Consider the following 26,374-nt stretch of genomic DNA (forward strand, 5'->3'; position numbering starts at 1 on the left):
CGACAGCACCCCAGTTTCTGCGGGCCGTCTGCTTGGGTCTTGCGTCGCCTATGTCGCGCTGGCTTCCGCCGCCGGCAGCGCCAATCGGCTCGCTGCCGCGAGGGTGTCGTCAGCTGACCTCGGGAGTCCGCCGGCGCACCACAATGCCCAGTTCGTCCTCTTCGCGGGCAATGCGCAGCCGTTCTTCGGCCTCGGTCGCCTCGCGCTGGCGGCTCCACATGGCCGCATAGAGGCCGTTTGCAGCCAGAAGCTGCGGATGCGTGCCGCGCTCGGCAATCGCGCCATCCTTCAGCACAATGATCTCGTCGGCCGAAACCACTGTCGACAGACGGTGCGCGATCACCAGCGTCGTCCGTCCCTTGCTGACAAGATCGAGGGCTGCCTGGATTTCCCGCTCGGTGTGGGTGTCGAGGGCTGATGTCGCCTCGTCCAGGATGAGGATCGGCGGCGCCTTGAGGATGGTCCGGGCAATCGCAACGCGCTGTTTCTCGCCGCCTGACAGTTTCAGCCCGCGCTCACCGACCATTGACTTGAAGCCGTCCGGCAGCCGCTCGATGAAACCGGCGATCTGGGCGAGTTCGGCCGCCTGCCGAACGTCGGCCTCCGAGGCATCCGGTCGCCCGTAGCGGATGTTGTAGGCGATGGTGTCGTTGAACAGGACGGTGTCCTGGGGGACCATGCCGATCGATCGCCGAAGGCTTTCCTGCGTCACGTCGCGGAGGTCTTGGCCGTCGATCAGAATGGAGCCCGACTGGATGTCGTAGAAGCGGAACAGGAGCCGCGAGATCGTCGACTTGCCGGCGCCCGACGGACCCACGATGGCGACCGTCTTGCCTGCCGGCACTTCAAAACTGACGCCGCGCAGGATCGGCCGCGCCGCGTCATAGGCGAAATGAACGTCCCTGAACTCCACCCGTCCCGGTCCGACCGCCAGCGGCGGCGCGTCCGCGCGATCGACCACCTCCTGCTTCACGTCGAGCAGGTCGAACATGTTCTCGATGTCGGTCAGCCCCTGCCGGATCTCGCGGTAGATGAAGCCGATGAAGTTCAGCGGCACCGAAAGCTGCATCAGCATGGCGTTGACGAAGACGAAATCGCCGATGGTGTGCGTGCCGGCGGCAACCTCCCTCGCCGACATCAGCATCACGACCAGCATGCCCGCGCCGAAGATGGCGGCCTGGCCGAAGTTCAGCCAGCCGAGCGAGGTCCACGTCTTGGTCGCAGCGACCTCGTAGCGCGCCATGGAACGGTCGAAGCGCTGAGCCTCCATCTTCTCGTTGTTGAAGTATTTTACCGTCTCGAAGTTGAGCAACGAGTCGATCGCCTTGGTGTTGGCGTCGGTGTCGGATTCGTTCATCTCGCGGCGGATGGAGATACGCCAGTCGCTCGCCCAGACCGTGAACCATGTATAGAGCGCCACGGTCAGGGCAATGACGGCAACATAGAGCCATCCATAGGCGACCGCGAAGATGACGGCCGTCAGCGCGAACTCAATGACCGTCGGCAGCGTGTTCAGGATGGTGAAGCGGACGATCGCCTCGATACCCTTCACCCCGCGCTCGATGACGCGCGACAGACCGCCGGTGCGGCGTTCCAGGTGGAACCGGAGGGAGAGATCGTGCATGTGCACGAACGTCCTGTAGGCGAGCTTGCGCACCGCATACTGGCCGACGCTTGCAAAAAGAGCATCGCGCAGCTGGTTGAGACCAGCCTGGATAAGACGCACGACATTGTAGGCGATGACCAGCGCCGCCGGTACGACGAGGAAGGCCGGCAGCGGCGGCGCCGAGGCGGTGTTTCCGGTCAGCGCATCGGTCGCCCATTTGAAGAAATAGGGGACGGCGACGAGAACCAGCTTCGAGACGACGAGAAAGACCGTCGCCCAGACGACCCGTGCACGCAGATCCGCGCGGTCCACCGGCCACATGTAGGGCCAGAGGTTGCGCAACGTCGTCAGGGTCGACCCGGACTCGGCCGATACGGTTTTTGCGGTCACAATCAAGCTTTCGGGTTAGGCAGGCGGCAGCAGGCATCCGCAAAACGCGCCACCTGAGCGGAAAGTTCGGCCATTGTGGCGCGGTCGATCTCGTAGCGGGAACGCTGACGGTCCGGCGCATAGCTGAGCAGGCCGGCGTCCACCAGGATCTTCAGGTGCTGCGACACGGTCGACTGTGCGAGATCGAGGCAGGCGACCACGTCCTTGCAGCAACAAGGTCCAAGGCCAGCGACGCGCGCCAGGATTTCGATGCGGACGGGGTGTGAGAGGGCCGCCAGCTTCAGCGACACGTCACGGGATGCGACCGGTGCGCAGCAGTCGTCCTGAGATGCACTCGTTCCATTCATCGTTCATCGTCGATATACGATGAAGAGTTCTATCGCAAGCGCGGTCGCACCCTCATTCGGATTTCGACGTGGCCTGGTCGCCCATCCTGGTCATGTCGGCCGCTTCGCCCTCTTCGGTCTTGCCGGGAACGTTAAACACCTGGCCCGGCCAGATCAGATCGGGATCGCGGATCTGATCCTGGTTGGCGAGATAGATGGTCGAATAGCGAATGCCGCGGCCATAGACGCGCTTTGAGATCCGCCAGAGTGAATCTCCGCGTCGGATGATGACGGCGCTTGCAACCGGCTGCAACGCCGGCGCGGTCGCCTGCGTCGCGGTTGCCGCCGCTGCCACATCGGCGGGCTGAGATGCTGCCGGAGGCGCGGACTGGTCGGCGGTTCCCGCCGCGGTTGCGCCGGACGGCGCCGGCTCGCCTGTCGCTGCTGGCGCTTGTGCGGGTACCGCAGGTGCAGGCCATTCGCCCGTCTCCTGCTGGCCGGCGTTCCCGGACGGCTGTGCGTCTGCCGAGGCCGCGGCAGTTCCCTGCGCCCCGCTCGAAGGAGCCTCCCCCGCGGCCGGCGTGGCAGCGTTGGCGGGCGCGGCATCTGGTGCAGGGACGAAAGGGCCGCTGCCGCTCCCGACCGAGCCATCTGACGGCGGCGCTACCGCGGCGATATTCTCGCCCGGCTCCCGCTCGAAAGGAACCGCCGCCCGTGCAATGACCTGGACGCCATCGGGCCCGATCACATCGGCGCGCACGATGTAGTTGCCGACGGGCAGATCCTTGAGCGCCTCGACGAGGAACCGCCCCGCCGGGGACGCCTTCGATTCGCCGAGCGGGCTCTCGCCGGCGTAGACGCGGACGCTCGAACCAGCGGGCGCCCTTCCCGCGACGAAGACTTTGGGGCCGTCGATCTCGACAGCCTCCACCGCGACATCCGGGGTCGGGCCACCCGGCTGCGCAACGGCCGGCTGTTGCGCAGGCGTCGGTTCGGCGGCCGCCGTTTCGGCGGGCTTCGCCGGATCGGCCTGGGCAACGCTTTCATTTGGCTTCGCCTGACCGGCAGCGCCGTCTGAACCTGCCGGCTGCTCCGATGCAGCCTCCGCCGGCTTCTGTTCGGTTGGCTGGGCAGCGGTTGCTGAGGGCGCAGGCTGCGGCACGGTGATGATCTCGCTGGGCTTGCCCGGCTCCTCGATCATCGCCAGCACCTGGCCGCCGGCCTCCTTTGGAATGGAAACGATCGCAGTCTGGGTGGACGCGACGGCGGCTTGCGGATTGGTGGCGCGGATCGTGATCTGGTAGTCGCCGGGCGCAAGCGGCTTGTCGAGCACGATGACGAAATCGCCGCCTTCGCCTGCCCTCCCCTCACCGATCGCATCGCCGGCCGTGAGCAGCTCTACCCTTGCCTTCGGGGCCGCCTTGCCAGCGATCACCATGGAGCCGTCGGCCTCGACGCGAACAAGATCGAAGGTCGGCACGGGCGATCCGTCGGCTGGTGCGACCGGCTGCGGAGCGGCATCTTCGGCGATGGGTTTGTTCGGATCGATGGCGGCGATTTCAGGCGCCTGCGGTTTCTGTTCGCCCTGCGCGCCCTGGTCAGAGGCCGGCGCCGGCGACGCGGCCGGCTTTTCCGAGCCTTCGAGACGGCTCTCCTTTGTTGCGGCCTCGTCTCCGGTCTTCGCGGTGGCGGGCTTTTCAGGCGCTTCGGCGACAGCAGCAGGCGGCGATTTGAAGAGCGGATCCAGCGCGCCCGTCGCATAGGCCGCGACGCCTGCGACTGCGGTTCCGCCCGCCAGGAACAGCAACGCCTTCAATGGATTGATCATTCCCGCTTGCCCCTTCGCCGCCCAACCGATCTAGCCTGTTTTTGGTCGACCGACAAGAAATAGCCCTAACGTGACTTGACCGATCCGCGCGCGCGACCACCAATCAGGATATGAACACGATTCGGTCGATCTGCGTCTACTGCGGCTCCTCGCCCGGCCGTGATGCCAGCTATCTCGCCGCCGGACAGCGACTCGGCCGCTCGATTGGCGAAGCCGGCCTGCGCCTGGTGTATGGTGGAGGCACCAAGGGCATCATGGGCGCAGTCGCCGACGGCACGCGACGGGCGGGCGGCCAGGTCACCGGCATCATACCGCGCTTCCTGATGAACAAGGAAGCCACTGAGGCAGCACTCGGCCGCCTCGACGAACTCGTCGTGACCGAGAACATGCACCAGCGTAAACATATCATGTTCGAAAAATCCGACGCCTTTGTGGCGCTGCCCGGCGGCATCGGGACGGTGGAGGAAATCGTCGAGATCATGACGTGGGGCCAACTCGGCCACCACCGCAAGCCGATCGTCTTCGTCAACGTCAGGGGCTTCTGGTCGCCGATGCTCTCGATGCTCGATCACATGCGCAGCGAGGGTTTCATCCACACCGGCCACCTCGTGCAGCCGATCGTCGTGGACGAACCGACAGCCGTGGTGCCGGCCGTGCTTGCAACCGTTTCGGCGTCCGGCGAACCGACTGAAGGCGTCGATTCCGTCATCCAGAAGATGTGAGGTTCAGACAGTCGCGCGCAGATCCGCGACGATGGCTCCCGCCCGCACCACTTCGGCCTCGTGCCCCGGCTCGCGCCAAGTTTCCGCCAGCGCGGCCTCATACCATTCCCGCATGGGGACAAGATCAAGGAGCCGCGAAGGGTAGGCCGCGGCCGGTCCATCGAATTCGAGGCCGTAGGTCTGCGCGCGAAAAGCAACTGGAGCGTAGAACGCATCGACGGCGGTAAAGCGGTCGCCGGCCAGGAAGGGCCCGCCGAAGCGCTTCAGGCCGTCGTTCCAGAGATCGTTGAGGCGGAAGAGATCGTGCTTCAGCGCCGCCGATCTTTCGCCCAGCCGCACACGGACGCCGCAGTTCATAGTGCAGACGTCCCGCAGGGCGACATAGCTCGAGTGCATCTCGGCCGCGGCCGAACGCGCCCAGGCCCGCGCCCTTGCATCGGCCGGCCAGACATCCGGATGACGCTCGGCGAGATATTCCACGATGGCGAGCGAATCCCAGACCGGCCAGCCGTCGTCGACCAAACACGGTACGCGGCCGCTGGGCGAGAACTGCCGATAGAGCTCGAAACCGCCGCTGCTCGGGAACGGCGTCTGCCGCTCCTCGAAGGGGATGCCGAGCATGCGCAGCAGCACCCAGGGTCTGAGCGACCATGACGAATAGTTCTTGTTGGCGATGTGCAGCGTGTACATGCGGGACACCCCTCAGCTTTCCGGCCGCAACTTGCTGCCGGAGAAGATCGACCACGTATAGATGATGAGCGCGAACCAGATCAGGCCGAAGGCCATGGCCTGCACGCCGCCGAACGGCTCGCCGAAGACGAACACCGCGGTCAGCAGCACCATGGTCGGCGCGATGTACTGCATGAGCCCGATCGTCGACAGCCGGAGCAGCTTGGCTCCGAATGCATAGAGAAGGAGCGGTATCGATGTGATGGGCCCGCACAGTACCAGCAGCAGCATGTCGCCCGGCGCGGTAGGCAGGAAATGCCCCTCGCCCTGCGCCTGCAGCCAGACGATGTAGCCTAGCGCCGGCAAACAGAGGATCAGCACCTCGAGGAAAAAGCCCTGGCTCGGGCCGATCGGCAATGTCTTGCGCAGGTAGCCATAGACGGCGAAGGTCAGCGCAAGCGACAGCGACACCCACGGCAGACCGCCCGACTCGACCGTCAGCAGGACGACCGCGGCTGTCGCCAGAACAAGGGCGATCGTCTGCGGCAGGGTAAAGCGCTCGCCCAGAAACGCTGCGCCCATCGCGACGCTGACCAGCGGATTGATGTAATAGCCGAGCGCCGTTTCCACCGTGCGGTCCACGGCGATGGCCCAGACATAGATGCCCCAGTTCAGCGTGATCAGCGCAGCCGTCACGCCTGCCATCATCAAGGTGCGCGGCGAGCGAAACGCCGTCTTGAGGTCGGCCGTCCGGCCGAGCATCAAGAGAACCGCGGCAGCTATCGGCACCGACCAGAGAATGCGGTGCGCGACGACCTCGGCGGCGGGAATGTGCGCCACGGCCTTCATGAACACGGGCTGGGCGCCCCAGATCATGTAGGCGACGAGCGCGAACAGAAAGCCACGCGTGGCGGCATTCGTTTCGGGCTGGATCGGAACCTGGCTGTCCATGCCGGAAGCCTATGCGCCGATCGTGTTACCAACTCCATCGCAAAGTGCTGATGGATCGACCAATTCCGGTGATGGACCAACAGCCGGGTGCTACTCCGCCGCGGCCAGCCCCGCCATCTCCCGGTTTTTCATCAGTTTGTAGACGATCGAATCCATCAGCGCCTGGAACGAGGCGTCGATGATGTTGTCGGAAACGCCGACGGTCCACCAGCGCGCGCCGGTAGCGTCCTGTGATTCGATAAGCACGCGGGTGATCGCCTCGGTGCCGCCGTTGAGGATGCGCACCTTGTAGTCGGCCAGTTCCAGATCAACGATCTCGTGCTGGAACTTGCCGAGATCCTTGCGCAGCGCGATGTCGAGCGCGTTCACCGGACCGTGCCCCTCGGCGACCGACATCTTCTCCTCGCCATCGATCAAAACCTTCACGATCGCTTCCGACACCGTCTTCAGCTGGCCATTCGCGTCGAAGCGGCGTTCGACCATGCAGCGGAACGATGTGACATTGAAGAAATCCGGCACCGTATGCAGCATCCGCCGGGCCAGCAGCTCGAAGCTGGCGTCCGCACCCTCATAGGCATAGCCCTGCGCCTCGCGCTCCTTGACGATTGCGATCAGCGCATCGAGGCGCGTATCGGACTTCGGCACATCGATGCCGCGCCGATTCAGCTCGGCGATGAAATTGGCCTTGCCGCCCTGGTCCGACACCATGACCTTGCGACGGTTGCCGACCGATTCCGGCGGCACGTGCTCGTAGGTCTTTGGTTCCTTGAGAAGTGCGGAGGCGTGGATGCCCGCCTTGGTGGCGAAGGCGGACGCCCCGACATAGGGCGCCTGGGGCTCCGGCGCGCGGTTCAGGAGTTCGTCGAAGGCCCGCGACAGGCGCGAGATGCCGGCAAGCGCCTCTGCCGAGACACCGGTATCGAAGCGCGTGGAATAATAGGGTTTGAGGGCGAGCGTCGGAATCAGCGTGATGAGGTTGGCGTTGCCGCAGCGTTCGCCGACGCCGTTCAACGTGCCCTGCAGCTGACGCGCGCCCGCCTCGACCGCGGCGAGTGAATTGGCGATTGCCTGGCCAGTGTCGTCGTGAGCATGGATGCCGAGATTCCCGCCGGGAATGCCCGCCGCGATCACCGCGCCCACGATCTCACGCACCTCCTCGGGCTGCGTGCCGCCATTGGTGTCGCACAGCACCACCCAGCGCGCGCCGGCCTCGTAGGCCGTCCTGGCGCAGGCCAGCGCATAGTCCGGGTTCGCCTTGTAGCCATCGAAAAAGTGTTCGCAGTCGACCATCGCCTCCTTCCCGGCGGCGCGCGCCGCCTCCACCGAAGCGTGGATGGATTCGAGGTTCTCCTCATTCGTGCAGCCGAGCGCGACCCGGACGTGATAGTCCCAGGCCTTCGCGACGAAGCAGATGGCGTCCGACTTCGACTGGACGAGCGCAGCCAACCCCGGATCGTTCGACGCCGACACGCCTGCGCGCTTGGTCATGCCGAAAGCAACGAAGGTGGAGCGCTGCGTACGCTTCTGCCTGAAGAATTCGGTATCGGTCGGGTTCGCGCCCGGATAGCCGCCTTCGACATAATCCATGCCGAATTCGTCGAGCAGCTTGGCGATGGCGATCTTGTCTTCAACGGAGAAGTCGATGCCGGGGGTCTGCTGGCCGTCGCGCAGCGTGGTGTCGAAGAGATAGAGGCGCTCGCGAGAACCCTCCCCCTTCAATGCGGTGGCATAGCTCATCGCTTGCCCCCGAACGTGTCCGTCGCCCTGATCAGCCGGTCCAGGATGCCGGGTTCGGAGTAGGCATGGCCTGCGCCCTCGATGAGGTGAAATTCGGCTTCCGGCCATGCCTTGTGCAGCTGCCAGGCATATCTCGCCGGGCACGGCATGTCGTAACGGCCGTGCACGATGACACCCGGAATGCCTTTCAGCCTGTGGGCCTCGCGGATGAGTTGCCCCTCCTCCAGCCAGCCGGCGTGGACGAAATAGTGGTTTTCGATGCGGGCGAAGGCGACCGCAAAATCCTCCTCGCCGAACTTGTCGCTGGTTTCCGGTTCGGGCAACAGCGTGATCGTCTCGCCCTCCCACGTGCTCCAGGCCAGCGCGGCCTCGACCTGCGCGGCGCGGTCCGAGCCGACCAGGCGCTTGCGGTAGGCGCCCATCATGTCGCCGCGCTCGGGCTCCGGGATCGGCGCCTGAAAACGCTCCCACTTGTCCGGGAACATCTCGGATACGCCGAACTGGTAGTACCAGGCGAGTTCTGCCCTGGTCAGCGTATAGATGCCGCGCACCACGAGTTCACTGACGCGATCGGGGTGCTTTTCGGCGTAGGCAAGCGCGAGCGTGGAGCCCCACGAGCCGCCGAAGACGAGCCACTTGTCCACGCCCGCCCTCTCGCGCAACCGCTCGATGTCGGCGACGAGATGCCATGTGGTGTTGGCCTCCAGCGACGCGTTCGGCGTCGATTTTCCGCAGCCCCGCTGGTCGAAAAGCGTGATGTCATACAGCTTCGGGTCGAACAGCCTGCGATGTTGGGGAGACATCGCGCCGCCCGGCCCGCCATGCAGGAAGACCGCAGGCTTGGCACCCTTCGTGCCGCAGCGTTCCCAGTAGACGCTGTGACCGTCGCCGACGTCCAGCATGCCGGTCTCGAACGGCTCGATCTCGGGGTAGAGAGTACGCAGGTCAGAATTCATAGCTTCAATCCGTGGGCCGGCCAGGCCGTGGTTTCGTGGTCGGGATGCTGGAAGGAGATGATCGCCTCCTGGCGGACGTAGTAGTCCGGGTCCTCGTGCACGGGCGCTTCGAAGATGTGTTCCACCCAGGGAAGACGCCGCGAATAGTTGACCTGGATCTGAGGCGCGAGATCGGAGCGGTCGTCGAAGGCGCCGATCGCAATTTCGAGACCGTCCGGATGGCGATAGGTCATCGGCGTGCCGCAGCGCCGGCAAAAGCCGCGCTCGATGTTGACGGAAGACTGGAACCAGCTCGGCTCCTCGCGCGTCCATTCCACACCATCTCGCGGCGCCGTGACGAAGGCGCCGAAGAAGGACCCGAACTGTTTCTGGCACATGCGGCAATGACAGATCGAGGGGCGGCCGAGCTTGCCTTGGATGCGAAAGCGCACCGCACCGCACTGGCAGCCGCCGGTCCTGACATCGTACTCACTCATGATCTCGCCTCCTCCGGCCAGGTCTCGGTTTCATGGTCGGGATGCTGATGGCCGATGACCGATTTCAGGAATTCGTCAGCTGCCAGGCTGTCGCCCTGCCTCCTGAACGGGAGCGTGTGCAGCCGATCGAAGAAAGGCAGCATGTCGGCAGGATTGACCTGGATGACGGGCCCCGCCTTCGCGGGCTCGTCCAGCGCGCCGATGGCTACCTCGACGCCGCCCTCGTATTCGTAGGTGAGCGGCGTGCCGCACTTTGCGCAGAAGCCGCGTTTGACGACGTTCGAGCTCTGGAAATGCGAAGGCGCGCCGCGCGTCCATTCAAGCCCCTTTGCTGTCACCAGAGGCCCGAAAAACGAGCCGAACGCTTTCTGGCACATGCGGCAATGGCAGATCGAGGCCCGTCCGAGCCCGGCGGCCCGGAAACGCACGGCGCCGCATTGGCAACCGCCGGTGATACTCATTTGCGTCCCTCCGGCGGCCAGACGTCGGTATCGTGATCGGGATGCTGGTAGGACACGAATTCGTGCAGGTAGCTGCCCGCGTCCATGTCCTCCAGCGTGCCCTTGCCGGGAAGATCAGGGACGCCGTCCACGTAGGGCAGCTTTGCCTCGACGCCCCACTGGATCACCGGCGCGATCTCCTCCGGATGATCGAACGCCGCGATCGCCAGCGCCATCCCATCGGGCGCCTCGAAGGTCAGCGGCGTGCCGCACTCGCCGCAGAAGCCGCGACGGGAATGCGACGACGACTGGAATCTTTTCGGCTCGCTCCGGGTCCAGGTGACGTGCGCTCCACGGACCGAAACCAGCGGCAGGTAAAAATTGCCGCTGGCCTTCTGGCACATGCGGCAATGGCATACGGACGCGTCGCCCAGCGCGCCTTCGACATGGAAGCGCACCGCGCCGCACTGGCAGCCGCCGGAATAGTGCGGTCGGTTGTCGAGGCTCATCATGCGCCGGCCTCCGGCTTGTGGCAGACCGCCTCGATGTTGTTGCCGTCGGGGTCGAAGACGAATGCGCCGTAATAGTCCTTGTGGTAGTGCGGCCGCGGACCTGGCGCGCCGTTGTCCCTGCCTCCGGCGGCGATCGCCGCAGCATGAAAAGCGTCGACTTCGGCGCGGCTGTTGGCGGTGAAGGCGTAGTGACGCCCCGGTCCGGCGTCACTCCTCTCGTGCAGCCAGAAGTCGGGCTTCGTGCGCCCGTAGCCGCCCACCTTGACGCCGCCGGTATGTTGCTCCGGCACCATGAAGAGCAGCGACGCGCCCAACGGAGCGAACGCCTTGTCGTAGAAAGTCTTGGACTTTGCGAAGTCGGAAACGGATATGCCGACGTGGTCGATCATGGGCGTGGCTCCTCCTAAAGATCCAAAACCTGGCTCAACATAGCATCGAACGAGCGCTGCGGAGCGGCGCGCGTGCTGATCCCCTCACCTCTTAACCTCCCACGTGGTCACCCGCTCGCCGGTGGCAGGGTCCTTGCCGTCCTTGAGCTGGATGCCCTGCGCCAGAAGCTCATCACGGATGCGGTCGGCTTCCGGCCAGTTCCTGGCAGCAATCAAGCGCAGACGTTCGGTAATCCGACCTCCGATGGCGACCTCGTCCACCCCCGCACTGGTCACGTCAAAACCAAGGAATGCGAGGCTCGCCTTGAGGGAGCCGGCCGTCTGAGCGGATTCGGGCGCTTCCGCAGCAAGCTGGGTGAGTACCTGGAATGCCACATATGCGCCGAGGTCGTCGCTCAGCGCCGCTATAACATCTTCCTCGACCTGCCCGTCGTCGCCGGCCAAGTCTGCAGCGCGCTTCCACTTGCGAAGCGTGTTCTCCGCCTCCTCGAGCTTGCGCACGGAAAAATCGATCGGCTCGCGGTAGTGCGTCATCAGCATCGCCAGCCGCAGCACCTCGCCCGGCCATTTGCGGCCGCCGAATTTTTCCGTCTCGAGCAGTTCGTGGATGGTGACGAAGTTTCCTTCGCTCTTCGACATCTTGCGGCCTTCGACCTGCAGGAAGCCGTTGTGCATCCAGTAGTTCGCCATCACCTCGGTGCCGTGCGCGCAGCGCGACTGGGCGATCTCGTTCTCATGGTGCGGGAAGATGAGGTCGAGCCCGCCGCCATGGATGTCGAAAACCTCGCCAAGATAGGCGGCCGACATTGCCGAGCACTCGATGTGCCAGCCGGGGCGGCCGCGGATCACAACGGCCTCACCGCCCGGGACGCGGAATTGCGCGTCCCAGCCAGGCTCCTCAGGCGAGGACTGCTTCCACAGCACGAAGTCGCCAGGGTTCTTCTTGTGCGCGTCCACCTCGATGCGAGCACCGGCCTGCTGCTCGTCGAGTTTGCGCTTCGACAGTTGCCCGTAGTCTGCCATCGACGCCGTGTCGAACAGGATTTCGCCTGACGCAACATAGGCATGGCGGCGATCGATCAAGCGTTGAATCAAGGTGGCCATGTCCGCCTTGCCGTCGGCGCGGGGCAGCACGAATTCGGTGGCGCGCGGCTGGAACGTTGGCGGCAGGCAGCCCAGCGCGGCGACGTCCTTCTGGTACTGGTCGTTGGTCGTCTCGGTGACCCGGCGGATAGCCTCGTTCAGCGACAGCGTTCCTCCGGCAATCTCGCCGCCGAAGTCGCGCAGCGCCCGCGCGTTGATCTTGTCGTCCAAGTCCGTGATGTTGCGAACGTAGGTGACGTGATCCTCGCCATAGAGATGGCGGAGCAGGCGGAACAGCACATCGAAGACGATCGCCGGCCGCGCATTGCCGATATGGGCGAAGTCGTAGACGGTCGGCCCGCAGACATACATGCGCACATTCTTCGGATCGCGGGGAGCAAAGTCCTCCTTCGTCCGCGTCAGCGTGTTGTAGATGCGAAGTTTCTGAACCTTGTCGGACATCCAAAATCCCGGTCACGCAAAGGGCGTCGCCGCCCGGAGAACATCAAATTCGAGGCGCAATGACGCTCGGCCTGCTGGCCCGTCGTGTTTTGTCTATCTGTCGAGAGAAGGCGAAAACGACCGGACCAGCGCGAGCGCTAGCCAATAATGCAAATCCCACAAATGGTGGTCAGCGTTTTCATGGCCGGTTTATCGCCGTTTCGGGGTGTTGCCGTCAAGACGCATTCGCGGCTTTTCGCGTCGCCCTGCTGGCGGAACTGCAACAGGTAGGATTTGATTAAACATGTAGGGAGAAGAATCGCGGGCATGGGCGACAGACCGCATACAATGTCACGATTTCGACGGATTTGGGCGGCATCTGCGCCGATAAGCGTCACATTGACCTTGGGGAAGAGAAAATGACTCCGGCAAAAAGCGAAGCAGAACGCCTGCGAAAACAATACGCTGCGTTCACCAAGCACTACCGCGCGATCGGACCGGCTGCGATCGTCGCGGCGCTCCTGCACGCCAGGAAGCGCACGAACCTCAAGCCGAAGGCTGCCTGAGAAGTCTGTTCCGGCGCGGCCGGAAAACCTAAAGCAGCCTCATCTGTCGGTCATCGTCGACGCGGTGGTCGGCCTTCGCCAGTGGTGCGGGGCTTTGAAGCTCGACGCGCTGCTGCAGATCCGGGCCGGTATTGGCGACCTTGTTGACCTTGTCGGAAACCGGGATCGCCTCGAAAAAATCGGGATCAGCCGGCTGCATGAGATCGGCGACGTCGCGCGGCTCCTGATTGCGGCAATCGAGCCAGCGCGCAAAATCCTTCGGGTGAACGACCACCGGAGCGCGGTCGTGGATGGCCGCAAGCTCACCGCTCGAGCCGATAGTGAGGATCGCGCCGGTATCTATCTCCGAACCGCCCGGCTCCGCCCAGGTCTCCATCAGCCCGGCAAAGGCGACTGGCGACCCATCGCGCGGACGTACCCAATAGGGCTGCGACCGCTTCGCACCATCACGCTTCCATTCATAGAATCCCGAAGCGGGCACCAGCGTCCGCCTATGGCGCATCGCCGCCTTGAACGTGTTTTTCGCGGCGGCGGTCTCCGACCTTGCATTGATGAGCAGCGGAAGTTGTTTCGGATCCTTCGCCCAGGCGGGAATGAAGCCCCAGCGAACCAGAACCACACGGTTCTCCGGAAGATTGGAGCCAGGAGGGCGCGGATGGTCACGGATGACCATCATGATCGGCTCCGTCGGCGGAATGTTGTAGCGGGGCGGAAACGGCATGACATCGGCGACGCGGAACAGCGCGACGATGTCTTCCGGGGTGAGGTCGAGGGCGAAACGGCCGCACATGGAACGGATGCCTTGCTGCAAAATGTATGAGGGCCGCCTGTGCGGCGCGCCGGTCCGCCCTTATGTTGGGGATTCGAGCGGTGTCGGCAATGGGCGGCCGATTCTTGAATTGGTTGCCGCGGCTGAACAGGGGACGGTGAAGATGGACATACGACCGACATGCGCCGAAATCCCGGCGGTATCCGTCGCAGTCACCGAGCGCGGCAAAGTGCTTCTGGTCAAGCGCGGGCGGCCGCCGGCGCAAGGCCTCTATGCTTTTCCAGGCGGAAAGGTGGAGCATGGCGAGAACCTCGAGGAGGCTGCCCGACGCGAACTTCGCGAAGAAACCGGGCTAGAGGTGGGCGGCATTGCCCCGATCGTTGCCATTTCCATTCCCGCCGAGGGCGGCGCCTCACCGCATGCCTACCGGCTGACCGTATTCCGCGGCCAAGACCCCCGCGGCGCCCTTCTGGTCGGGGACGACGCCGCCGAGGCGGATTTTTTCACACTCGAGCAAGCTAGGCGCCTGCCGTTGACCGATTCCGTCATCGAGATCGTGGAGGAACTGCTCTCTCCTTCAGCCGCGCCATCGCGCTGACAAATTCATTCGCGACAAAGGTTTATGGCGCGCACTTCGATCATCCTGGCAGTTCTGGTGGGCCTCACCGCGGCGAAGCCGGCGGCCGCGGTCGAAGCGGCCTATGAGCAGGACCTGCTACGGCTTGCCGAGGTGCTGGGTTCCCTCCACTACCTGCGCAACCTCTGCGGCGAATCGGGCGACGCCTGGCGCAAGGAGATGGAGCAACTGCTGGAGACCGAGCGGCCAAGCGAAGCGAGGAAGGCAAAGTTCGTTGCCAGCTTCAATCGCGGCTACCGGTCGTTCGAGACCGTCTATTCGACATGCACGTCGTCCGCTGTCGAGTCGATCCGCCGCTACATGAAGGAAGGCGAGGCTCTGGCGCGAGACGTGGCGACGCGCTATGGCAATTAGGACACTGTTAACTTTTATGCCAAGGTCGGGGATGCGCCTGCGCGCGATCGTGCTAGAAGTGTTAATGGGACATTAAGGGGATCGCTCGAATTGACCCGATTCGGGACCCTGGGGCATGGAAGGGTGACAAAATGAGTGTCGAGCCTAACGCCAGCGAACTGGCCGCACTTGTTCGCGAAGAGAAGCGCCTCACAGCAATCGAAAGCCATGAAGAAGCCTGGGCGGAGAGCATCTGCGCCGGCATCGAGGCGGAAATTGTCGCGGAAGCCGCCCTCGCGACGGCGTTCTCCGAGTTGCTTCGCAGCAATGGAGAACGGGCAGCACTGTTGCTGATTGATCGCATGCGGGAAAAAGTGATCGCAGGGGACTTTGAACCGCAGCGTCTGCGTCACTAAGCGACGCTCACACCTCCCTCAATCGTGTATGGTCCGAATTCGATCGGAGAGTCGCGAGTTCGGAGTATGCGATCGATGAACCTGCATGTGCGCAGTCGGCGCGAAAGCAATCACCTGCACGCCTTGGTGTCGATTGCCTGCGGCCTCGGTCTTGCCATCGCATCCTACGGGGCCAGCACGACGACGGCTCATTCCCTGAGCGAGATCCAGCGCGAGCAGATCCCGCCGCCGACCACCCAGCCCGAGGCTACCCCTGGGGCTGACGAAACGGTTCCCCTGCCCGATCCGATCAACCCGGCCACGCCCAGCTCCGAGTTTCCGGAAGACCAGGCGCCGGCTCAGGAACAGACGCCAGGCGACCAGCAGGCGCCCGATGCGGACAACGCCGGATCGGAGGCCGACGGGCCGCTTCCCGAAATCCAGTACGACCTGAGCACGCTGCCAGAGCCTGTTCAGAGGACGCGAAGCCTGATCCTCGACGCGGCCAGGAGCGGCGACATCGAGAAGCTGCGTCCGCTGATCGGCTTGGGCGACGCACAGACGCAGCTGTCGCTCGGCGGCATCGACGGCGACCCGATCAAGTATCTGCAGGAACTGTCAGGCGACGAGCAAGGACAGGAAATCCTCGCCATCATCGAGGAAGTGCTCTCGGCTGGTTATGTGCACATGGAGCCAGGTACGGCGAACGATTTCTACGTCTGGCCGTATTTCTTCGCCATTCCGCTTGACCACCTGACCGCTCCGCAACGCGTCGAGCTGTTCAAGATTGTCACAGCCGGCGACTACGAGGACATGAAAACCTACGGCGCCTACATCTTCTACCGTGTCGGCATCACGCCCGACGGCAAGTGGTCGTTCTTCATCGCCGGAGACTGAAGGCTCAAAGTTTGGCGGCCTTTAGGATTTCGTTGATGCGGGTGATCCTAACCTTGTGTTTGCTCGGACGAGGCGTGTCGCCGCCTACGGCTGCAGCGCTTCGGCAAAGGCCACCGGCTGCCCCTGCCCCGGCGTGACGATTTCGCCTTCCCACATCACACGGGCGCCGCGGATGATCGTGCCGACCGGCCAGCCGGTGACCTTGCGGCCGTGATACGGCGTCCAGCCCGCGCGCGAGCCGGCCTGCTCGTTGGTGATGACCTCCTGCCGCTTCAGGTCCACGATGGTCAAGTCCGCGTCGTAGCCCGCTGCAATGCGGCCCTTTCGCGCCATGCCGAAGAGCCGTTGCGGACCATGGCTCGACAGGTCGACGAACCGCTCGATGGTCAGGCGGCCGGCATTCACATGGTCGAGCATGATCGGCACCAGCGTCTGCACGCCAGTCATGCCGGAGGGCGACGCAGGGTACGGCTTTGCCTTCTCCTCCAGCGTATGCGGCGCATGGTCGGAGCCGAGCACATCGATGACGCCTTGCGAAATTCCACTCCAGATGCCGTCGCGGTGGCGGGCGGCGCGCACCGGCGGGTTCATCTGGATCAGGTTGCCGAGCGCCGCGTAGTCGTCCGCCGTCAGCGTGAGGTGGTGTGGCGTCGCCTCGCAGCTCGCGACGTCCTTGTGGCGCTCGAGGAAGGCGATCTCCTCCGCCGTGGAGATGTGCAGGACGTGGATTCGCGCGCGGCTCTCGCGGGCGATGCGCACGAGACGCTCGGTGCACCGAAGCGCCGCGATTTCATCACGCCAGACGGGATGCGACGACGGATTGCCCTCGACGCGCTCGCCGAGCCGCTCGCGTAGGCGGAACTCGTCTTCTGAGTGGAAGGCGGCGCGCCGCCGCGTATTGCGCAGGATCGACGCCACGCCCTCGTCGTCCTCGACCAGCAGATCGCCGGTGGACGACCCCATGAAAACCTTGATGCCGGCAGCCCCGGGCAGCCGCTCCAACTCCGCCACGTCCTGCGCATTGTCGCGGGTGCCGCCGACCCAGAAGGCGAAATCGCAATGCATGCGGTTGCTCGCACGTCGTACCTTGTCCGCGAGCGCATCCTCGCTGGTCGTCAGGGGGTTGGTGTTCGGCATCTCGAAGACGGCGGTGACACCACCCAGCACGGCAGCGCGCGAGCCCGTCTCCAGGTCTTCCTTGTGCTCCATGCCGGGTTCTCGGAAATGAACCTGGCTGTCGACGACGCCGGGCAGGATATGCAGGCCGGTGCAGTCGATGGTCTCGCCGGCAGACGCCGCCCCGAGATTCCCCAGCCGCGCGATGCGGCCATTTCTGACGCCGACGTCGCGGACGCCCGCGCCGTCATGATTGACGACCGTGCCGCCCGTCAGGATGAGATCGTAGGTTTCCGGCATGACCTTGCTCCCAGAGATGCCGCGGCTTACGTAATGGCCGGCTCCATTGCAAGCGCAGGACTTATTCCATGCCCACCGTTCGGCTCACGGATCGCGCCATCATCAACGTCGCCGGCCCAGATGCCGAGCATCTCCTCCAGAACGTGATCACCACCGATCTCGACGCCTTGAAGGACAAGGATCTGAAACCAGGCGCGCTGCTCGCGCCCCAGGGCAAGATCCTGTTCGACTTCCTCATATCGCGCGCTGGCGAGAACGCCCTTCGGATCGATGTTCGGGCAGATGTGGCGGACGATCTCGTCAGGCGCCTGATCCTCTACCGGCTGCGTGCCAAGGCTGAAGTTTCCAAGCTGGATCAAGCCGATGTGATCGTTTCCTGGGACAATGATTCCGGCGCCTCAGAAAATGATTCAAGTCCTCTGACAGCGGGCGAGATGGTGGTCGATACTCGCTTTCGCGACGTCAGCGTGATTCGCACCTACGCGTCCGGCGCCCAAGCAACGGACGATGCAAACGCCTGGACGCGTCTTCGCATCGAACATGGGATCGCCGAAAGCGGGACCGACTACGGGCTCGGGGACGCCTTCCCGCATGATGTGCTTCTGGACGAAACCGGAGGCATCGGCCTTCGAAAGGGCTGCTATGTCGGCCAGGAAGTCGTGTCGCGCATGCAGCACCGCGGCACCGCTCGCCGCCGCGCGCTGATCATGACGGGGGACAGCCCCCTGCCCGCAAGCGGAACCCCAATAACGGCCAACGGACGCGAGGTGGGCGCGCTTGGCAGCGTCGACGACGCAAAAGCCCTGGCGATCGTCCGCATCGACCGGATCAAAGAAGCGCTCGATGCCGGCACGCCCATTCTCGCCGGGGAAGTTGCCGTGTCGCCCTCCATCCCTGCCTGGGCGAAATTCACCTATCCGCAGGCGGCAAAGGCGGAAGACGCCTGATGGCTGAACGCGAAGACGCGCCGCTCCGCGCCTGGCAGAGGATGCTGTCGGGACGGCGGCTGGACCTGCTCGATCCCTCGCCGCTGGACGTGGAGATCGGCGATATCGCCCACGGACTGGCGCGCGTCGCCCGTTGGAACGGGCAGACCGTGGGCGATCACGCATTTTCGGTGGCGCAGCATTCCCTGCTCGTGGAAGATATCTTTTGCCGCCGCCGGCCCAACGCCACCCCGGAAGAACGACTCGTCGCACTGCTCCACGACGCGCCCGAATATGTGATCGGCGACATGATCTCCCCCTTCAAAGCGGTCGTCGGGGGCGGCTACAAGCTTGTCGAGGAGCGGCTGCAACGGGCGATTCACCTCCGCTTCTCGCTGGACGCGCGCGTCGGCGACAGGCTCAGGAAGGAGATCAAGCGCGCTGATCGCGTCGCCGCCTACTTCGAAGCCACCTTGCTCGCCGGTTTCTCGGTAAGCGAGGCGACGAGGTTCTTCGGCCGGCCGGCCGGCATAGCGCTCTGCGAGGACGACCTGACGCCGATGCCGGTCAAACTGACCGAGAGCGCCTTCACCCGGCGCTTCGACCAGATCGAGGGCGAGCGGTCGCAGGTTGCCCGGCAGGCTGGCTGAGGACGCGAAAGCTCAACGGCCCTGCCGCTCCAGCCGGTCCAGGAACCACTGGGTGAGCCGGACCCACACCTCGTCCTTCTCGCCGCCGTCCTCGCAGCCATGCTCGAGATTGGGGTTGTCGTTCACTTCGATGACGAAGATACCGTCCGCAGTCTCCTTTAGGTCAACGCCGTAAAGACCGTCGCCGATGCATCGTGCGGCGCGGACAGCGGTATCGATCACCTCCCGCGGAGATTCCTTCAACCTGAAGATCCGGAAGCCGCCCTCTTGCCACTTGCCGTTGGCCTTGTGGTTGACGATCTGCCAGTGCTTCTTCGCCATCAGGTACTGGACGGCAAAAAGCGGCTGCCCGCCAAGCACGCCGATGCGCCAGTCGAATTCGGTCGGGATGAATTTCTGGGCGATCAGCAGGTCGGAATCCTCCATCCAGCGTGCGGCGAGGGTCTTCAGCTCTTCGAGACTCGAAACCTTCTTCACGCCGCGCGAGAACGAACTGTCCGGGATCTTGAGCACCAGTGGAAAGCCCAAGTGTCGGCGGCAAGTTGTAGATCGGATGGACCCGCAATCATCACGGTCGGGGGAACGGGAACCTTGTTGTAGGTCATCAGTTCGTTGAGATAGACCTTGTTGGTGCACCGGATCATCGACAGAGGGTCATCGATGACCGGCATGCCTTCCTGTTCCGCGCGGCGGGCGAAGCGGTAGGTGTGGTTGGAGATCGATGTGGTCTCTCGAATGAAGAGGGCGTCGTAGTTGGCTAGCTTCGCGAGGTCCTTGCGCCCGATCGGCTCGACCTCGACCCCCATCTTCTCGGCGATCCGCGACCAGTGACGCAGCGAGGAGATCGGCGATGGCGGCAGGGTCTCTTGTGGATCGACAAGCGTCGCGAAGGTGTAGCGGGCCGGCGTCCGCGCCCGTGAATCGCGCCACTCGCGGCTTGTGTAGGTCTCGAGGCCGGCGAGAAATCGCTTCTTCTCGTCCGGCGTCATCCGCAGCAGGGACAGGAAGCCGATCCTCCTGATCGAAGCCCAGCCCGCCTTGTCGCTGATCGTCACCTCGAGGGCAGGCGCACGAAACCAGTCGAAGAGCAGCCTGGCGAAGCGGTCCCAGGCCTTTGACGGTCCGATGCCGAAGAAGACGGCGACCTTCTCCGGAAATGAGCCGCCGAGATCCTTGCGGCACTTGTTCAGGGCGGTTTCCAGCTCCGGCAGCGCGTTCTCGTAGAGCTTCGGCTCCGACAGGTCGATCATGGTCTCGACCGAGGGAATGACCTTGTGGCCGCGGGACCCCGCCAGCAGCGAGGCATAATAGCCCCGGCTCTGGTAGTCGTAGCGGTTGGACAGGTTGATCACCTTGGGCCGCTGGCCGCTAAACAGGCCGGGATGCGCCAGGTAGTCCCGGCTGGTGATGATCTTGTGCGGCGTGTCGACCTGACTGAGGTCGGTCTGCCGGCCGGTGATGATGACCCAGCTCATGTGCGGTCGATTCGTCCGTCCAGAGGTTTAAGAAAGCGCAGCGCCGCTTCGCCATCGGCATAGTAGTCGGCCTTGTGTCCGATGCGTCGGTAGCCGGACCTCTCGTAGAGCGAGATGGCGCGCGCATTGTCGGCGCGGACCTCAAGCCGCATTCCGGATGCGCCACGTGCGTGCGCCTCCTGCTCGGCGGCGACGAGGAGCAGCCGTCCGACGCCCGATATGGGCGGGGATGCATCCGCAGCCAGCGAGTAGAGCCGCGCCGCGGCGTTTCCGCGGCGAAACAGCACGAGCGCGTACCCGACCAGACAGTCGCCCCAGTCGGCGACCAGAAGGCTGCAGCTGTGGCGCTCCAGGAACCTTCGGAAGGAGCGACGGGAGATCCGGTCGCCCGAAAAGGCGCGATGCTCGATCGCCAGCAGGGCGTCGAGATCGGTCATGCGGCCGGCGCGGATGGCAGCTGACATGCTTTCGTGGAGATGCTCGATCGAACAACCGCTGAGACCGACGAACCCAAGCGAATCGTCGTGTCCCTACCCCGTTGCGCTTTCGCGCCCGGAATCGGGCTGAATTGTGTCTGGCGTCACCGCGCTGTCAACTGCAAGAGAGGATTACCGGAGGATCCGGAGGCGGGCGGTGCCCTATTTCGGCATCTCCGCCGCGAGCAGCTGACGGTAGGCCGCATCCGCCATGGAAAGCAGCGCCTGCTCCGGCGCCGCACCCGCGATCGCGCAGCCATAGTCCTCGTCCATCCAGTAGAATGCCCGCGTATCCCCCTCCACCCTGGACTTGAAGCCGGTCTGGGCACGGCCCTTCTCGCGTGTGACATAGAGCGACACACGCTCTCCGGACGGATTCTGATACATGAACTGGGCCGCCGCCTTGCCTTGATCGGGCAGCAGGCGGCCGCCGATCAAATCATAACCCTGCGGCGACAGGTCCGGCGCCACCAGATGCACGCCCACTCGCTTGGACAGCCAGCCGAGCAGATGGTCGCGCTGGTCAGCCTTGACCTCGACCACGTGAAGCTTTTCCGCGGCGTACATGACATGCGCCTGGATGGCGTTTTCCGCGAACGCCCGGTCGTGCAAGGCGAGCGGCTGCTTCCAGAGGCCGAACCCGTACCCCGCCGCAGCGCCGGCGGCGAAGATCAGGACGGCGGCGGCCAGGTGACGAAGCGCCAGCCACTGGCGCGGCCTCCGCGCATCGGCGTCCAGCAGGCGCTGTAGGCGCTCTGGCACCGCTTCTTCCGCGATGGGTCCAAGCGCGTCCTGCAGGCGGGCGCGATCAGCCGCAAAGCGTGCGCTACGCGCCTTCATCTCGGGATTGGACTCGAGCCACGCGTCGAAGCTGCCCCGCTCCTCCGGCGGCATCTCACCGTCCAGCGCAAGATGGGCGTCCTGCTCGGTGAAATCGCGCCTGGTCATTTCTCGACGACCTTGATGGCGCGACGGCGGGCCGCGTCGTCGAGAAGACCGCGAAGCTCGTCCCGACCGCGCGCGATGCGCGACATGAGCGTGCCGGCGGGAATGCCGAGGACGTTCGCGGCTTCGGCATATGAGAACCCTTCGACCCCGACGATCAGCAGGGCGGCGCGACGCTCGGGCGAGATGGACTGCAGGGCGTCGATTATGTCCAGCGTGGCGACACTGTCGAACTGTGTCGCCGGCTGCGCCAGCGCTTCATTGGAATCGAGCGGCAGCATCGCCTGCTCGCCCCGGCGCGACACCTTCCTCATCTGGTCGACGAATAAATGATGCATAATCGTAAACAGCCACCGGCGCGGGTTTTCGCCCGTACGCCAATTGTCCATGCGGCCCAAAGCCCGCTCGAGCGTGTCCTGAACCAGGTCGTCGGCCTTGTCGCGCTCACGCAACAACGCCCGCGCATAGCGGCGCAGGCGCGGTATCTCCGAGAGGATTGCCGACTTCCTGTCGTCCATTTGTGTCTTGTCACATACCGGTCGTTCAACGCCCGCCGAGCAGAATTTATTCCCCGGGAAAGATCAACGAAATTGACCCATGGGCCAGATCAATTCGTTTGTCTCGTCGATCGTTCTCGATACTATCCCGCCATTTTTCACAAGGAACGCCCGGATGGCAACCGCCCCCGCTACTCCCCGCACAGCCGGCACGCTACCCTGGCTCATCATCATCTGCGGTTGCCTGATCGCCGCGCTGACATTTGGTCCGCGGTCGGCCATGGGCTTCTTCCAGCTGCCGATGCTTGCCGAAAAGGGATGGGACCGCACCACGTTCGGCCTTGCCATGGCGATCCAGAACCTCGCCTGGGGTCTTGGCACGCCCATTTTCGGGGCGCTGGCCGACAAATACGGCACATGGCGCGTGCTGGCGCTCTCTGGCATCATCTATGCGGCGGGCCTGGTCCTGATGGCATGGTCGCCAACGCCCGGAATACTGCATCTTGGCGGCGGTCTGCTCGTCGGGCTGGGCGTGGCCGCGGGCTCCTTCGGCATCGTGCTCGCCGCCTTTGCCCGCAACGTCGCCGCCGAGCGCCGCAGCTTCGTCTTCGGACTGGGCACCGCGGCGGGCTCGGCCGGCATGTTCATCTTTGCACCGCTGGGCCAAGGGCTGATCTCGGCCTTCGGCTGGCATGATTCGCTGATCATCATGGGCCTGATGATGCTGGTGATTCCGGCGCTGGCTATTCCGCTGCGCGGCAACGCCAGTTCGGGCAGCGCAGCGCAGGCGACGTTCCAGCAGACCGCGGCGCAGGCGCTTCGAGAAGCGCTCTCCCACCGAAGCTACATGCTGCTCGTTTCGGGGTTCTTCGTCTGCGGCTTCCAGGTCGCCTTCATCACGGCGCATTTCCCGGCCTATCTCGGCGACCTCGGCATCGACGCGCGCTATGCCGTCATCGCCTTGGCCCTGATCGGCTTCTTCAACATCATCGGCTCGCTCGGCGCCGGCATCATCGGCCAGCATTACTCCAAGCCGTACTTCCTGAGCTTCATCTATCTCGCGCGATCGATTCTCGTGACAGCCTTCCTGCTCCTCCCGCAGACGCCGCTCACCGTCATCGTTTTTGCGATCTTGATGGGCCTGCTCTGGCTGTCGACTGTGCCGCCGACCAACGCCCTGGTCGCCATCATGTTCGGCACGCGCCACCTCGGCATGCTGGGCGGCGTCGTCTTCTTCTCCCACCAGATCGGCTCGTTCCTCGGCGTCTGGCTCGGCGGCTATCTCTACGACCGGCTCGGTTCCTACGATCCGGTCTGGTGGCTCGGCGTTGCGCTCGGCCTGTTTGCCGCCGTCGTACATCTCCCAATTGCCGAAAAGCCGGTCGAGAGGGTGCAGCTTGCGCCCGCGGAATGATCCCTGATTAGGCCACCGGCCTGCGCAGCTCCGGTCACTCTCCGGCGGCAGGCCGGATCACCGCGGCGCGAGGTTCGCCGCCGGAAAGATGGAGCATGTCTCGGTGCCGAAGGCCAACAACTTGCCGTCGCGGTCTTTCAACGTCGCTTCGGAGACGGCAAGCGTGCGCCCCCGATGCACCACCCTGCCCTCGCAGATCACCTCGCCCGTCTTCGGCGTGATCGGTCGCGTCAGGTTCACCTTGAACTCCGCCGTCGTATAGGCCTCGCCCCTTGCGAGCGTCGTCTGCACGCAGCAACCGAGTGACGAATCGAGGATCGTCGCCGCCCATCCACCGTGGACTGCACCCAGCGGATTGAGGTGATTGACGCCCGGCAAGCCACGGAACACGGCGCGGCCTTCGGAAACTTCCGTCAGCGCGAAACTGAGGGCGGCCGCCATCGGCGGCGCCGGATACTTTCCATCGACGATGCGCTGGAGCAGCTCGAGGCCGGTGTACCTTTCGAGATCCTCATGCGGGATCGTGCCGACGCCCAGTGGAGAGACGCGGCCCGGGTAGAGCTCGACTTCGGTCATGCTGCATCGTCTCCGTCGAGCGCGGTGATTTTCGAAAAGTGCCTTGCGAGAGCGCCGAGGAATGCGGCCCGGGACTCCGGCGGGGCGATGCCCCGTGGCTCGTAGACGCTTCGGTCGAGGAAGAAGCCCGTCAGCCGGAACGCGTCCTCAAGGGCTGCCCGATCCGCCCTAATGCCGGAACCGGCGCGCAGGAAGCCGGGCAGTGCGAGCATCTTGTCATGCCACGGCGCACCGGCTGCACGCGAGACGGCGCGGCCCGACTTCGGAGAGACATAGGCGAGGTCGTCGGGCGTGCCGGTCGCGGCGCAGGTCAAGAGATCGAGGCCGAAACCGAGATCCTCCAGGATCAGCAATTCGAACCGGACCAGCAGCTCGCCCGCCGCAGACGGCTCGTCGAGATGTGCGATCATCACCCTCAGCGCCTCGAAGAGCGCGGCGTGTGGGTCCCGCTCCGGCAGGAGGCGCAGATGCGCGGCAAGCGTCTGGATGGCGAAGATGCCGGACGCGCTGTCGAAGAGGCGTGCGGCATTGAGCTCCAGCGGCTCGACCTGGAAGACGCCCATATGCTCGTCGAGCCGGGCCCGCCACAGGAGATCGACGAAATTGCCCACCTGCAGCGTCGGCTGCTGCTTGCGGGAGCGGCCACCGCGCACGAGCCCGAGGTGCCGTCCATGGGCACGCGTCATCACTTCGAGGATGGCGCTGGTTTCGCCATGTTTCCTCGTACCGAGAACGATTCCTTCGTCGCGCCACTCCATGCGCCAGCCTTTCATCGCATCCGCGACGAAATCAAGGACTGCGCGCGGCGAAGCGGCCCAGGCGCGCGTCTCCTGGCGTCAGCTCATCGCTTGCGCTCCGTCGTAGAAGGAGGGACGCCCGCCGACATCGACGCGAACGGGGCGCTGCGAGCGGTACGATTCCAGGCATTTTTCAGCTGTCTTCGTGGACGCGTAGCCGTCCCAGGCAGACGCGCCGACCGGTTTGCCCGGGGTGGCGATGGAATTCACCCATGCCTGCAGCTCGCGCCGGTAGGCGTCATCGAAGCGGCCGATCCAGTCCGGGTGCAACGCATGGCCGGACGAGCCGGAGGCATATGAATGGACCGGCGACGTCTGACCGAGCGACATTGCGCCCTTCTCGCAGACGAGTTCGGCGCGCACGTCGTAGCCGTATTGCGCGTCCACAAAAGCCTCGATGTCGACGATCACGCCGGATGCCGTCTCCAGCACCAGGAACTGCGGACGCCGGTCGGGCGCCGCTGACGTCGCGCGGCCGGCGCGCACGGTCGCGTCGACAAACTCCTCGCCGAGCAGGAACCGCGCGGCGTCGAGTTCGTGCACCGCAGTGTTGAGGATGATCATGTCCGAGGTGGTGTAGGAGGCGGCAACCGCGTTGCGGTGGATGCAATGCAGGAAGAGCGGCGCGCCGAGCCGCCGGTCGTCGACAGCCGCCTTCATGGCTTCGTAGCCGGGATCGAAGCGACGCATGAAGCCTACCTGCACGAGGCGCCTGCCGAGCTTGATTTCGGCTTCCACCACCTCCAGGCATTCCGCCGACGTCGTTCCTAGAGGCTTCTCGCAGAGGACCGGTTTGCCCGCGCGCAGGCATTCCATGACGAGCGGATAATGGGTCGGATCGGGAGACGCGACCACAACGGCGTCGACCCTCGCATCGCGAACGAGCGAAACGCCGTCGGGCAGCACGCGGGCGCCGCGCAACTGATCGCCCAGGCCACGTGCGCGGCCGGCGTCGGCGTCAGTCACTGCAGCAACCTCGCACCCGGCAATCTGGCCGTTCAGCATGCGGGCGTGGCCTGCGCCCATGCTGCCCGCGCCGATCACTCCAACCCTGACGCTCATCGCCTTTCCTCCACGAT

Annotated in this window: 30 protein-coding genes and 1 pseudogene; 10 read left to right on the plus strand and 21 right to left on the minus strand. The window is 64.7% G+C overall.

All coding sequences use genetic code 11. The features are described from left to right. Positions 1–109: 109 nt before the first annotated feature. Genes PD284_RS17515 through PD284_RS17525 form a run of 3 tightly spaced genes read right to left on the minus strand, consistent with a single transcriptional unit; the run spans position 110 to position 4,150 of the window. A complete protein-coding gene (locus PD284_RS17515) occupies positions 110–1,996 on the minus strand; it encodes an ABCB family ABC transporter ATP-binding protein/permease (protein ID WP_274629441.1) in 1,887 nt (628 codons plus the stop codon). Positions 1,997–1,998: 2 nt separating this feature from the next. Next, positions 1,999–2,343 (minus strand): ArsR/SmtB family transcription factor, encoded by a 345-nt coding sequence (locus tag PD284_RS17520; protein ID WP_274629442.1) that lies wholly within the window; start codon positions 2,341–2,343, stop codon positions 1,999–2,001. A gap of 52 nt (positions 2,344–2,395) precedes the next feature. Further along, entirely contained in the window at positions 2,396–4,150 is a 1,755-nt protein-coding gene (locus tag PD284_RS17525; protein WP_274629443.1) for a LysM peptidoglycan-binding domain-containing protein, read from the minus strand. A gap of 110 nt (positions 4,151–4,260) precedes the next feature. On the opposite strand from PD284_RS17525, the gene PD284_RS17530 reads away from it, so the two are divergent. Continuing rightward, positions 4,261–4,872, plus strand: coding sequence for an LOG family protein (locus tag PD284_RS17530; protein ID WP_274629444.1), 612 nt, complete (start codon positions 4,261–4,263; stop codon positions 4,870–4,872). Positions 4,873–4,875: 3 nt separating this feature from the next. Here the strand turns inward: PD284_RS17530 and PD284_RS17535 are convergent, their stop codons facing one another. From PD284_RS17535 to cysS, 9 genes are all read right to left on the minus strand, one after another. Next, positions 4,876–5,562: a glutathione S-transferase gene (locus PD284_RS17535; RefSeq protein WP_274629445.1), complete on the minus strand. Its 687-nt coding sequence runs from the start codon at positions 5,560–5,562 to the stop codon at positions 4,876–4,878. Between the two features lie 12 nt (positions 5,563–5,574). Further along, positions 5,575–6,492, minus strand: a complete 918-nt coding sequence (gene rarD, locus PD284_RS17540; protein ID WP_274629446.1) for an EamA family transporter RarD — start codon at positions 6,490–6,492, stop codon at positions 5,575–5,577. Positions 6,493–6,582: 90 nt separating this feature from the next. Continuing rightward, positions 6,583–8,229 carry a citramalate synthase gene (gene cimA, locus PD284_RS17545; protein WP_274629447.1) on the minus strand — a complete coding sequence of 549 codons (1,647 nt, stop codon included), beginning with the start codon at positions 8,227–8,229 and terminating at the stop codon, positions 6,583–6,585. Continuing rightward, entirely contained in the window at positions 8,226–9,185 is a 960-nt protein-coding gene (gene pip / locus PD284_RS17550) for a prolyl aminopeptidase (RefSeq protein WP_274629448.1), read from the minus strand. Before pip ends, cimA begins: the two co-directional genes overlap by 4 nt. Then, on the minus strand, positions 9,182–9,661 hold the full coding sequence (locus PD284_RS17555; RefSeq protein WP_274629449.1) for a GFA family protein: 480 nt from the start codon (positions 9,659–9,661) through the stop codon (positions 9,182–9,184). The genes pip and PD284_RS17555 overlap by 4 nt, the downstream gene beginning before the upstream one ends. Beyond that, a complete protein-coding gene (locus PD284_RS17560) occupies positions 9,658–10,122 on the minus strand; it encodes a GFA family protein (RefSeq protein WP_274629450.1) in 465 nt (154 codons plus the stop codon). Before PD284_RS17560 ends, PD284_RS17555 begins: the two co-directional genes overlap by 4 nt. Further along, a complete protein-coding gene (locus PD284_RS17565; protein ID WP_274630680.1) occupies positions 10,119–10,610 on the minus strand; it encodes a GFA family protein in 492 nt (163 codons plus the stop codon). Before PD284_RS17565 ends, PD284_RS17560 begins: the two co-directional genes overlap by 4 nt. After that, on the minus strand, positions 10,610–11,002 hold the full coding sequence (locus PD284_RS17570) for a VOC family protein (RefSeq protein ID WP_274629451.1): 393 nt from the start codon (positions 11,000–11,002) through the stop codon (positions 10,610–10,612). The genes PD284_RS17565 and PD284_RS17570 overlap by 1 nt, the downstream gene beginning before the upstream one ends. Before the next feature lie 84 nt (positions 11,003–11,086). Continuing rightward, the gene (cysS, locus tag PD284_RS17575; protein ID WP_274629452.1) at positions 11,087–12,547 is read right to left on the minus strand and encodes a cysteine--tRNA ligase; all 1,461 of its coding nucleotides are present in this window, start codon (positions 12,545–12,547) and stop codon (positions 11,087–11,089) included. A 59-nt stretch (positions 12,548–12,606) separates the two neighbouring features. Here cysS and PD284_RS17580 point away from each other — a divergent pair, with 59 nt between their 5' ends. Both PD284_RS17580 and PD284_RS17585 read left to right on the plus strand, forming a co-directional pair. Continuing rightward, positions 12,607–12,828 carry a hypothetical protein gene (locus PD284_RS17580; RefSeq protein WP_274629453.1) on the plus strand — a complete coding sequence of 74 codons (222 nt, stop codon included), beginning with the start codon at positions 12,607–12,609 and terminating at the stop codon, positions 12,826–12,828. A 117-nt stretch (positions 12,829–12,945) separates the two neighbouring features. Then, positions 12,946–13,092 carry a transcriptional regulator gene (locus tag PD284_RS17585; protein ID WP_274629454.1) on the plus strand — a complete coding sequence of 49 codons (147 nt, stop codon included), beginning with the start codon at positions 12,946–12,948 and terminating at the stop codon, positions 13,090–13,092. Positions 13,093–13,120: 28 nt separating this feature from the next. On the opposite strand, the gene PD284_RS17590 is transcribed toward PD284_RS17585, so the two are convergent. Then, positions 13,121–13,882 carry an SOS response-associated peptidase gene (locus PD284_RS17590; protein ID WP_274629455.1) on the minus strand — a complete coding sequence of 254 codons (762 nt, stop codon included), beginning with the start codon at positions 13,880–13,882 and terminating at the stop codon, positions 13,121–13,123. A gap of 142 nt (positions 13,883–14,024) precedes the next feature. Between PD284_RS17590 and PD284_RS17595 the strand changes: the two genes are divergently transcribed. From PD284_RS17595 to PD284_RS17610, 4 genes are all read left to right on the plus strand, one after another. Then, positions 14,025–14,459: an NUDIX hydrolase gene (locus PD284_RS17595; protein ID WP_274629456.1), complete on the plus strand. Its 435-nt coding sequence runs from the start codon at positions 14,025–14,027 to the stop codon at positions 14,457–14,459. 24 nt (positions 14,460–14,483) lie between these two features. Then, a complete protein-coding gene (locus PD284_RS17600; RefSeq protein ID WP_274629457.1) occupies positions 14,484–14,852 on the plus strand; it encodes a TIGR02301 family protein in 369 nt (122 codons plus the stop codon). Positions 14,853–14,983: 131 nt separating this feature from the next. Beyond that, positions 14,984–15,247: a hypothetical protein gene (locus PD284_RS17605; RefSeq protein ID WP_274629458.1), complete on the plus strand. Its 264-nt coding sequence runs from the start codon at positions 14,984–14,986 to the stop codon at positions 15,245–15,247. A gap of 75 nt (positions 15,248–15,322) precedes the next feature. Continuing rightward, a complete protein-coding gene (locus tag PD284_RS17610) occupies positions 15,323–16,123 on the plus strand; it encodes a superantigen-like protein SSL4 (RefSeq protein WP_274629459.1) in 801 nt (266 codons plus the stop codon). An 84-nt stretch (positions 16,124–16,207) separates the two neighbouring features. Here PD284_RS17610 and PD284_RS17615 read toward each other — a convergent pair whose 3' ends face one another. Next, positions 16,208–17,539: a dihydroorotase gene (locus tag PD284_RS17615; RefSeq protein ID WP_274629460.1), complete on the minus strand. Its 1,332-nt coding sequence runs from the start codon at positions 17,537–17,539 to the stop codon at positions 16,208–16,210. A 68-nt stretch (positions 17,540–17,607) separates the two neighbouring features. Here PD284_RS17615 and ygfZ point away from each other — a divergent pair, with 68 nt between their 5' ends. Both ygfZ and PD284_RS17625 read left to right on the plus strand, forming a co-directional pair. Beyond that, positions 17,608–18,486, plus strand: coding sequence for a CAF17-like 4Fe-4S cluster assembly/insertion protein YgfZ (gene ygfZ, locus PD284_RS17620; protein ID WP_274629461.1), 879 nt, complete (start codon positions 17,608–17,610; stop codon positions 18,484–18,486). After that, a complete protein-coding gene (locus tag PD284_RS17625) occupies positions 18,483–19,115 on the plus strand; it encodes an HD family hydrolase (protein ID WP_274630681.1) in 633 nt (210 codons plus the stop codon). Before ygfZ ends, PD284_RS17625 begins: the two co-directional genes overlap by 4 nt. A 12-nt stretch (positions 19,116–19,127) precedes the next feature. On the opposite strand, the pseudogene PD284_RS17630 reads toward PD284_RS17625, so the two are convergent. The 4 genes and pseudogenes from PD284_RS17630 to PD284_RS17645 form a co-directional block, all read right to left on the minus strand. After that, positions 19,128–20,590: pseudogene (locus PD284_RS17630) on the minus strand (RimK family protein). Continuing rightward, positions 20,587–21,054 carry a GNAT family N-acetyltransferase gene (locus tag PD284_RS17635; protein ID WP_274629462.1) on the minus strand — a complete coding sequence of 156 codons (468 nt, stop codon included), beginning with the start codon at positions 21,052–21,054 and terminating at the stop codon, positions 20,587–20,589. The pseudogene PD284_RS17630 and the gene PD284_RS17635 overlap by 4 nt, the downstream one beginning before the upstream one ends. Before the next feature lie 174 nt (positions 21,055–21,228). Continuing rightward, complete coding sequence (locus tag PD284_RS17640; protein WP_274629463.1) at positions 21,229–22,014, minus strand: anti-sigma factor family protein; 786 nt, start codon at positions 22,012–22,014, stop codon at positions 21,229–21,231. Further along, complete coding sequence (locus tag PD284_RS17645; protein WP_274629464.1) at positions 22,011–22,529, minus strand: sigma-70 family RNA polymerase sigma factor; 519 nt, start codon at positions 22,527–22,529, stop codon at positions 22,011–22,013. The genes PD284_RS17640 and PD284_RS17645 overlap by 4 nt, the downstream gene beginning before the upstream one ends. Before the next feature lie 154 nt (positions 22,530–22,683). Between PD284_RS17645 and PD284_RS17650 the strand changes: the two genes are divergently transcribed. Continuing rightward, the gene (locus PD284_RS17650) at positions 22,684–23,922 is read left to right on the plus strand and encodes an MFS transporter (protein ID WP_274629465.1); all 1,239 of its coding nucleotides are present in this window, start codon (positions 22,684–22,686) and stop codon (positions 23,920–23,922) included. A gap of 57 nt (positions 23,923–23,979) precedes the next feature. Here PD284_RS17650 and PD284_RS17655 read toward each other — a convergent pair whose 3' ends face one another. The 3 genes from PD284_RS17655 to PD284_RS17665 form a co-directional block, all read right to left on the minus strand. Then, positions 23,980–24,498 carry a PaaI family thioesterase gene (locus PD284_RS17655; protein ID WP_274629466.1) on the minus strand — a complete coding sequence of 173 codons (519 nt, stop codon included), beginning with the start codon at positions 24,496–24,498 and terminating at the stop codon, positions 23,980–23,982. Next, positions 24,495–25,256 carry a DNA repair protein RecO gene (gene recO / locus PD284_RS17660; RefSeq protein ID WP_274630682.1) on the minus strand — a complete coding sequence of 254 codons (762 nt, stop codon included), beginning with the start codon at positions 25,254–25,256 and terminating at the stop codon, positions 24,495–24,497. Before recO ends, PD284_RS17655 begins: the two co-directional genes overlap by 4 nt. A gap of 78 nt (positions 25,257–25,334) precedes the next feature. Beyond that, on the minus strand, positions 25,335–26,357 hold the full coding sequence (locus PD284_RS17665; RefSeq protein WP_274629467.1) for a Gfo/Idh/MocA family protein: 1,023 nt from the start codon (positions 26,355–26,357) through the stop codon (positions 25,335–25,337). Between the last annotated feature and the right edge of the window lie 17 nt (positions 26,358–26,374).

The organism is Mesorhizobium shangrilense (assembly GCF_028826155.1).
GTDB lineage: Bacteria > Pseudomonadota > Alphaproteobacteria > Rhizobiales > Rhizobiaceae > Arvimicrobium > Arvimicrobium flavum.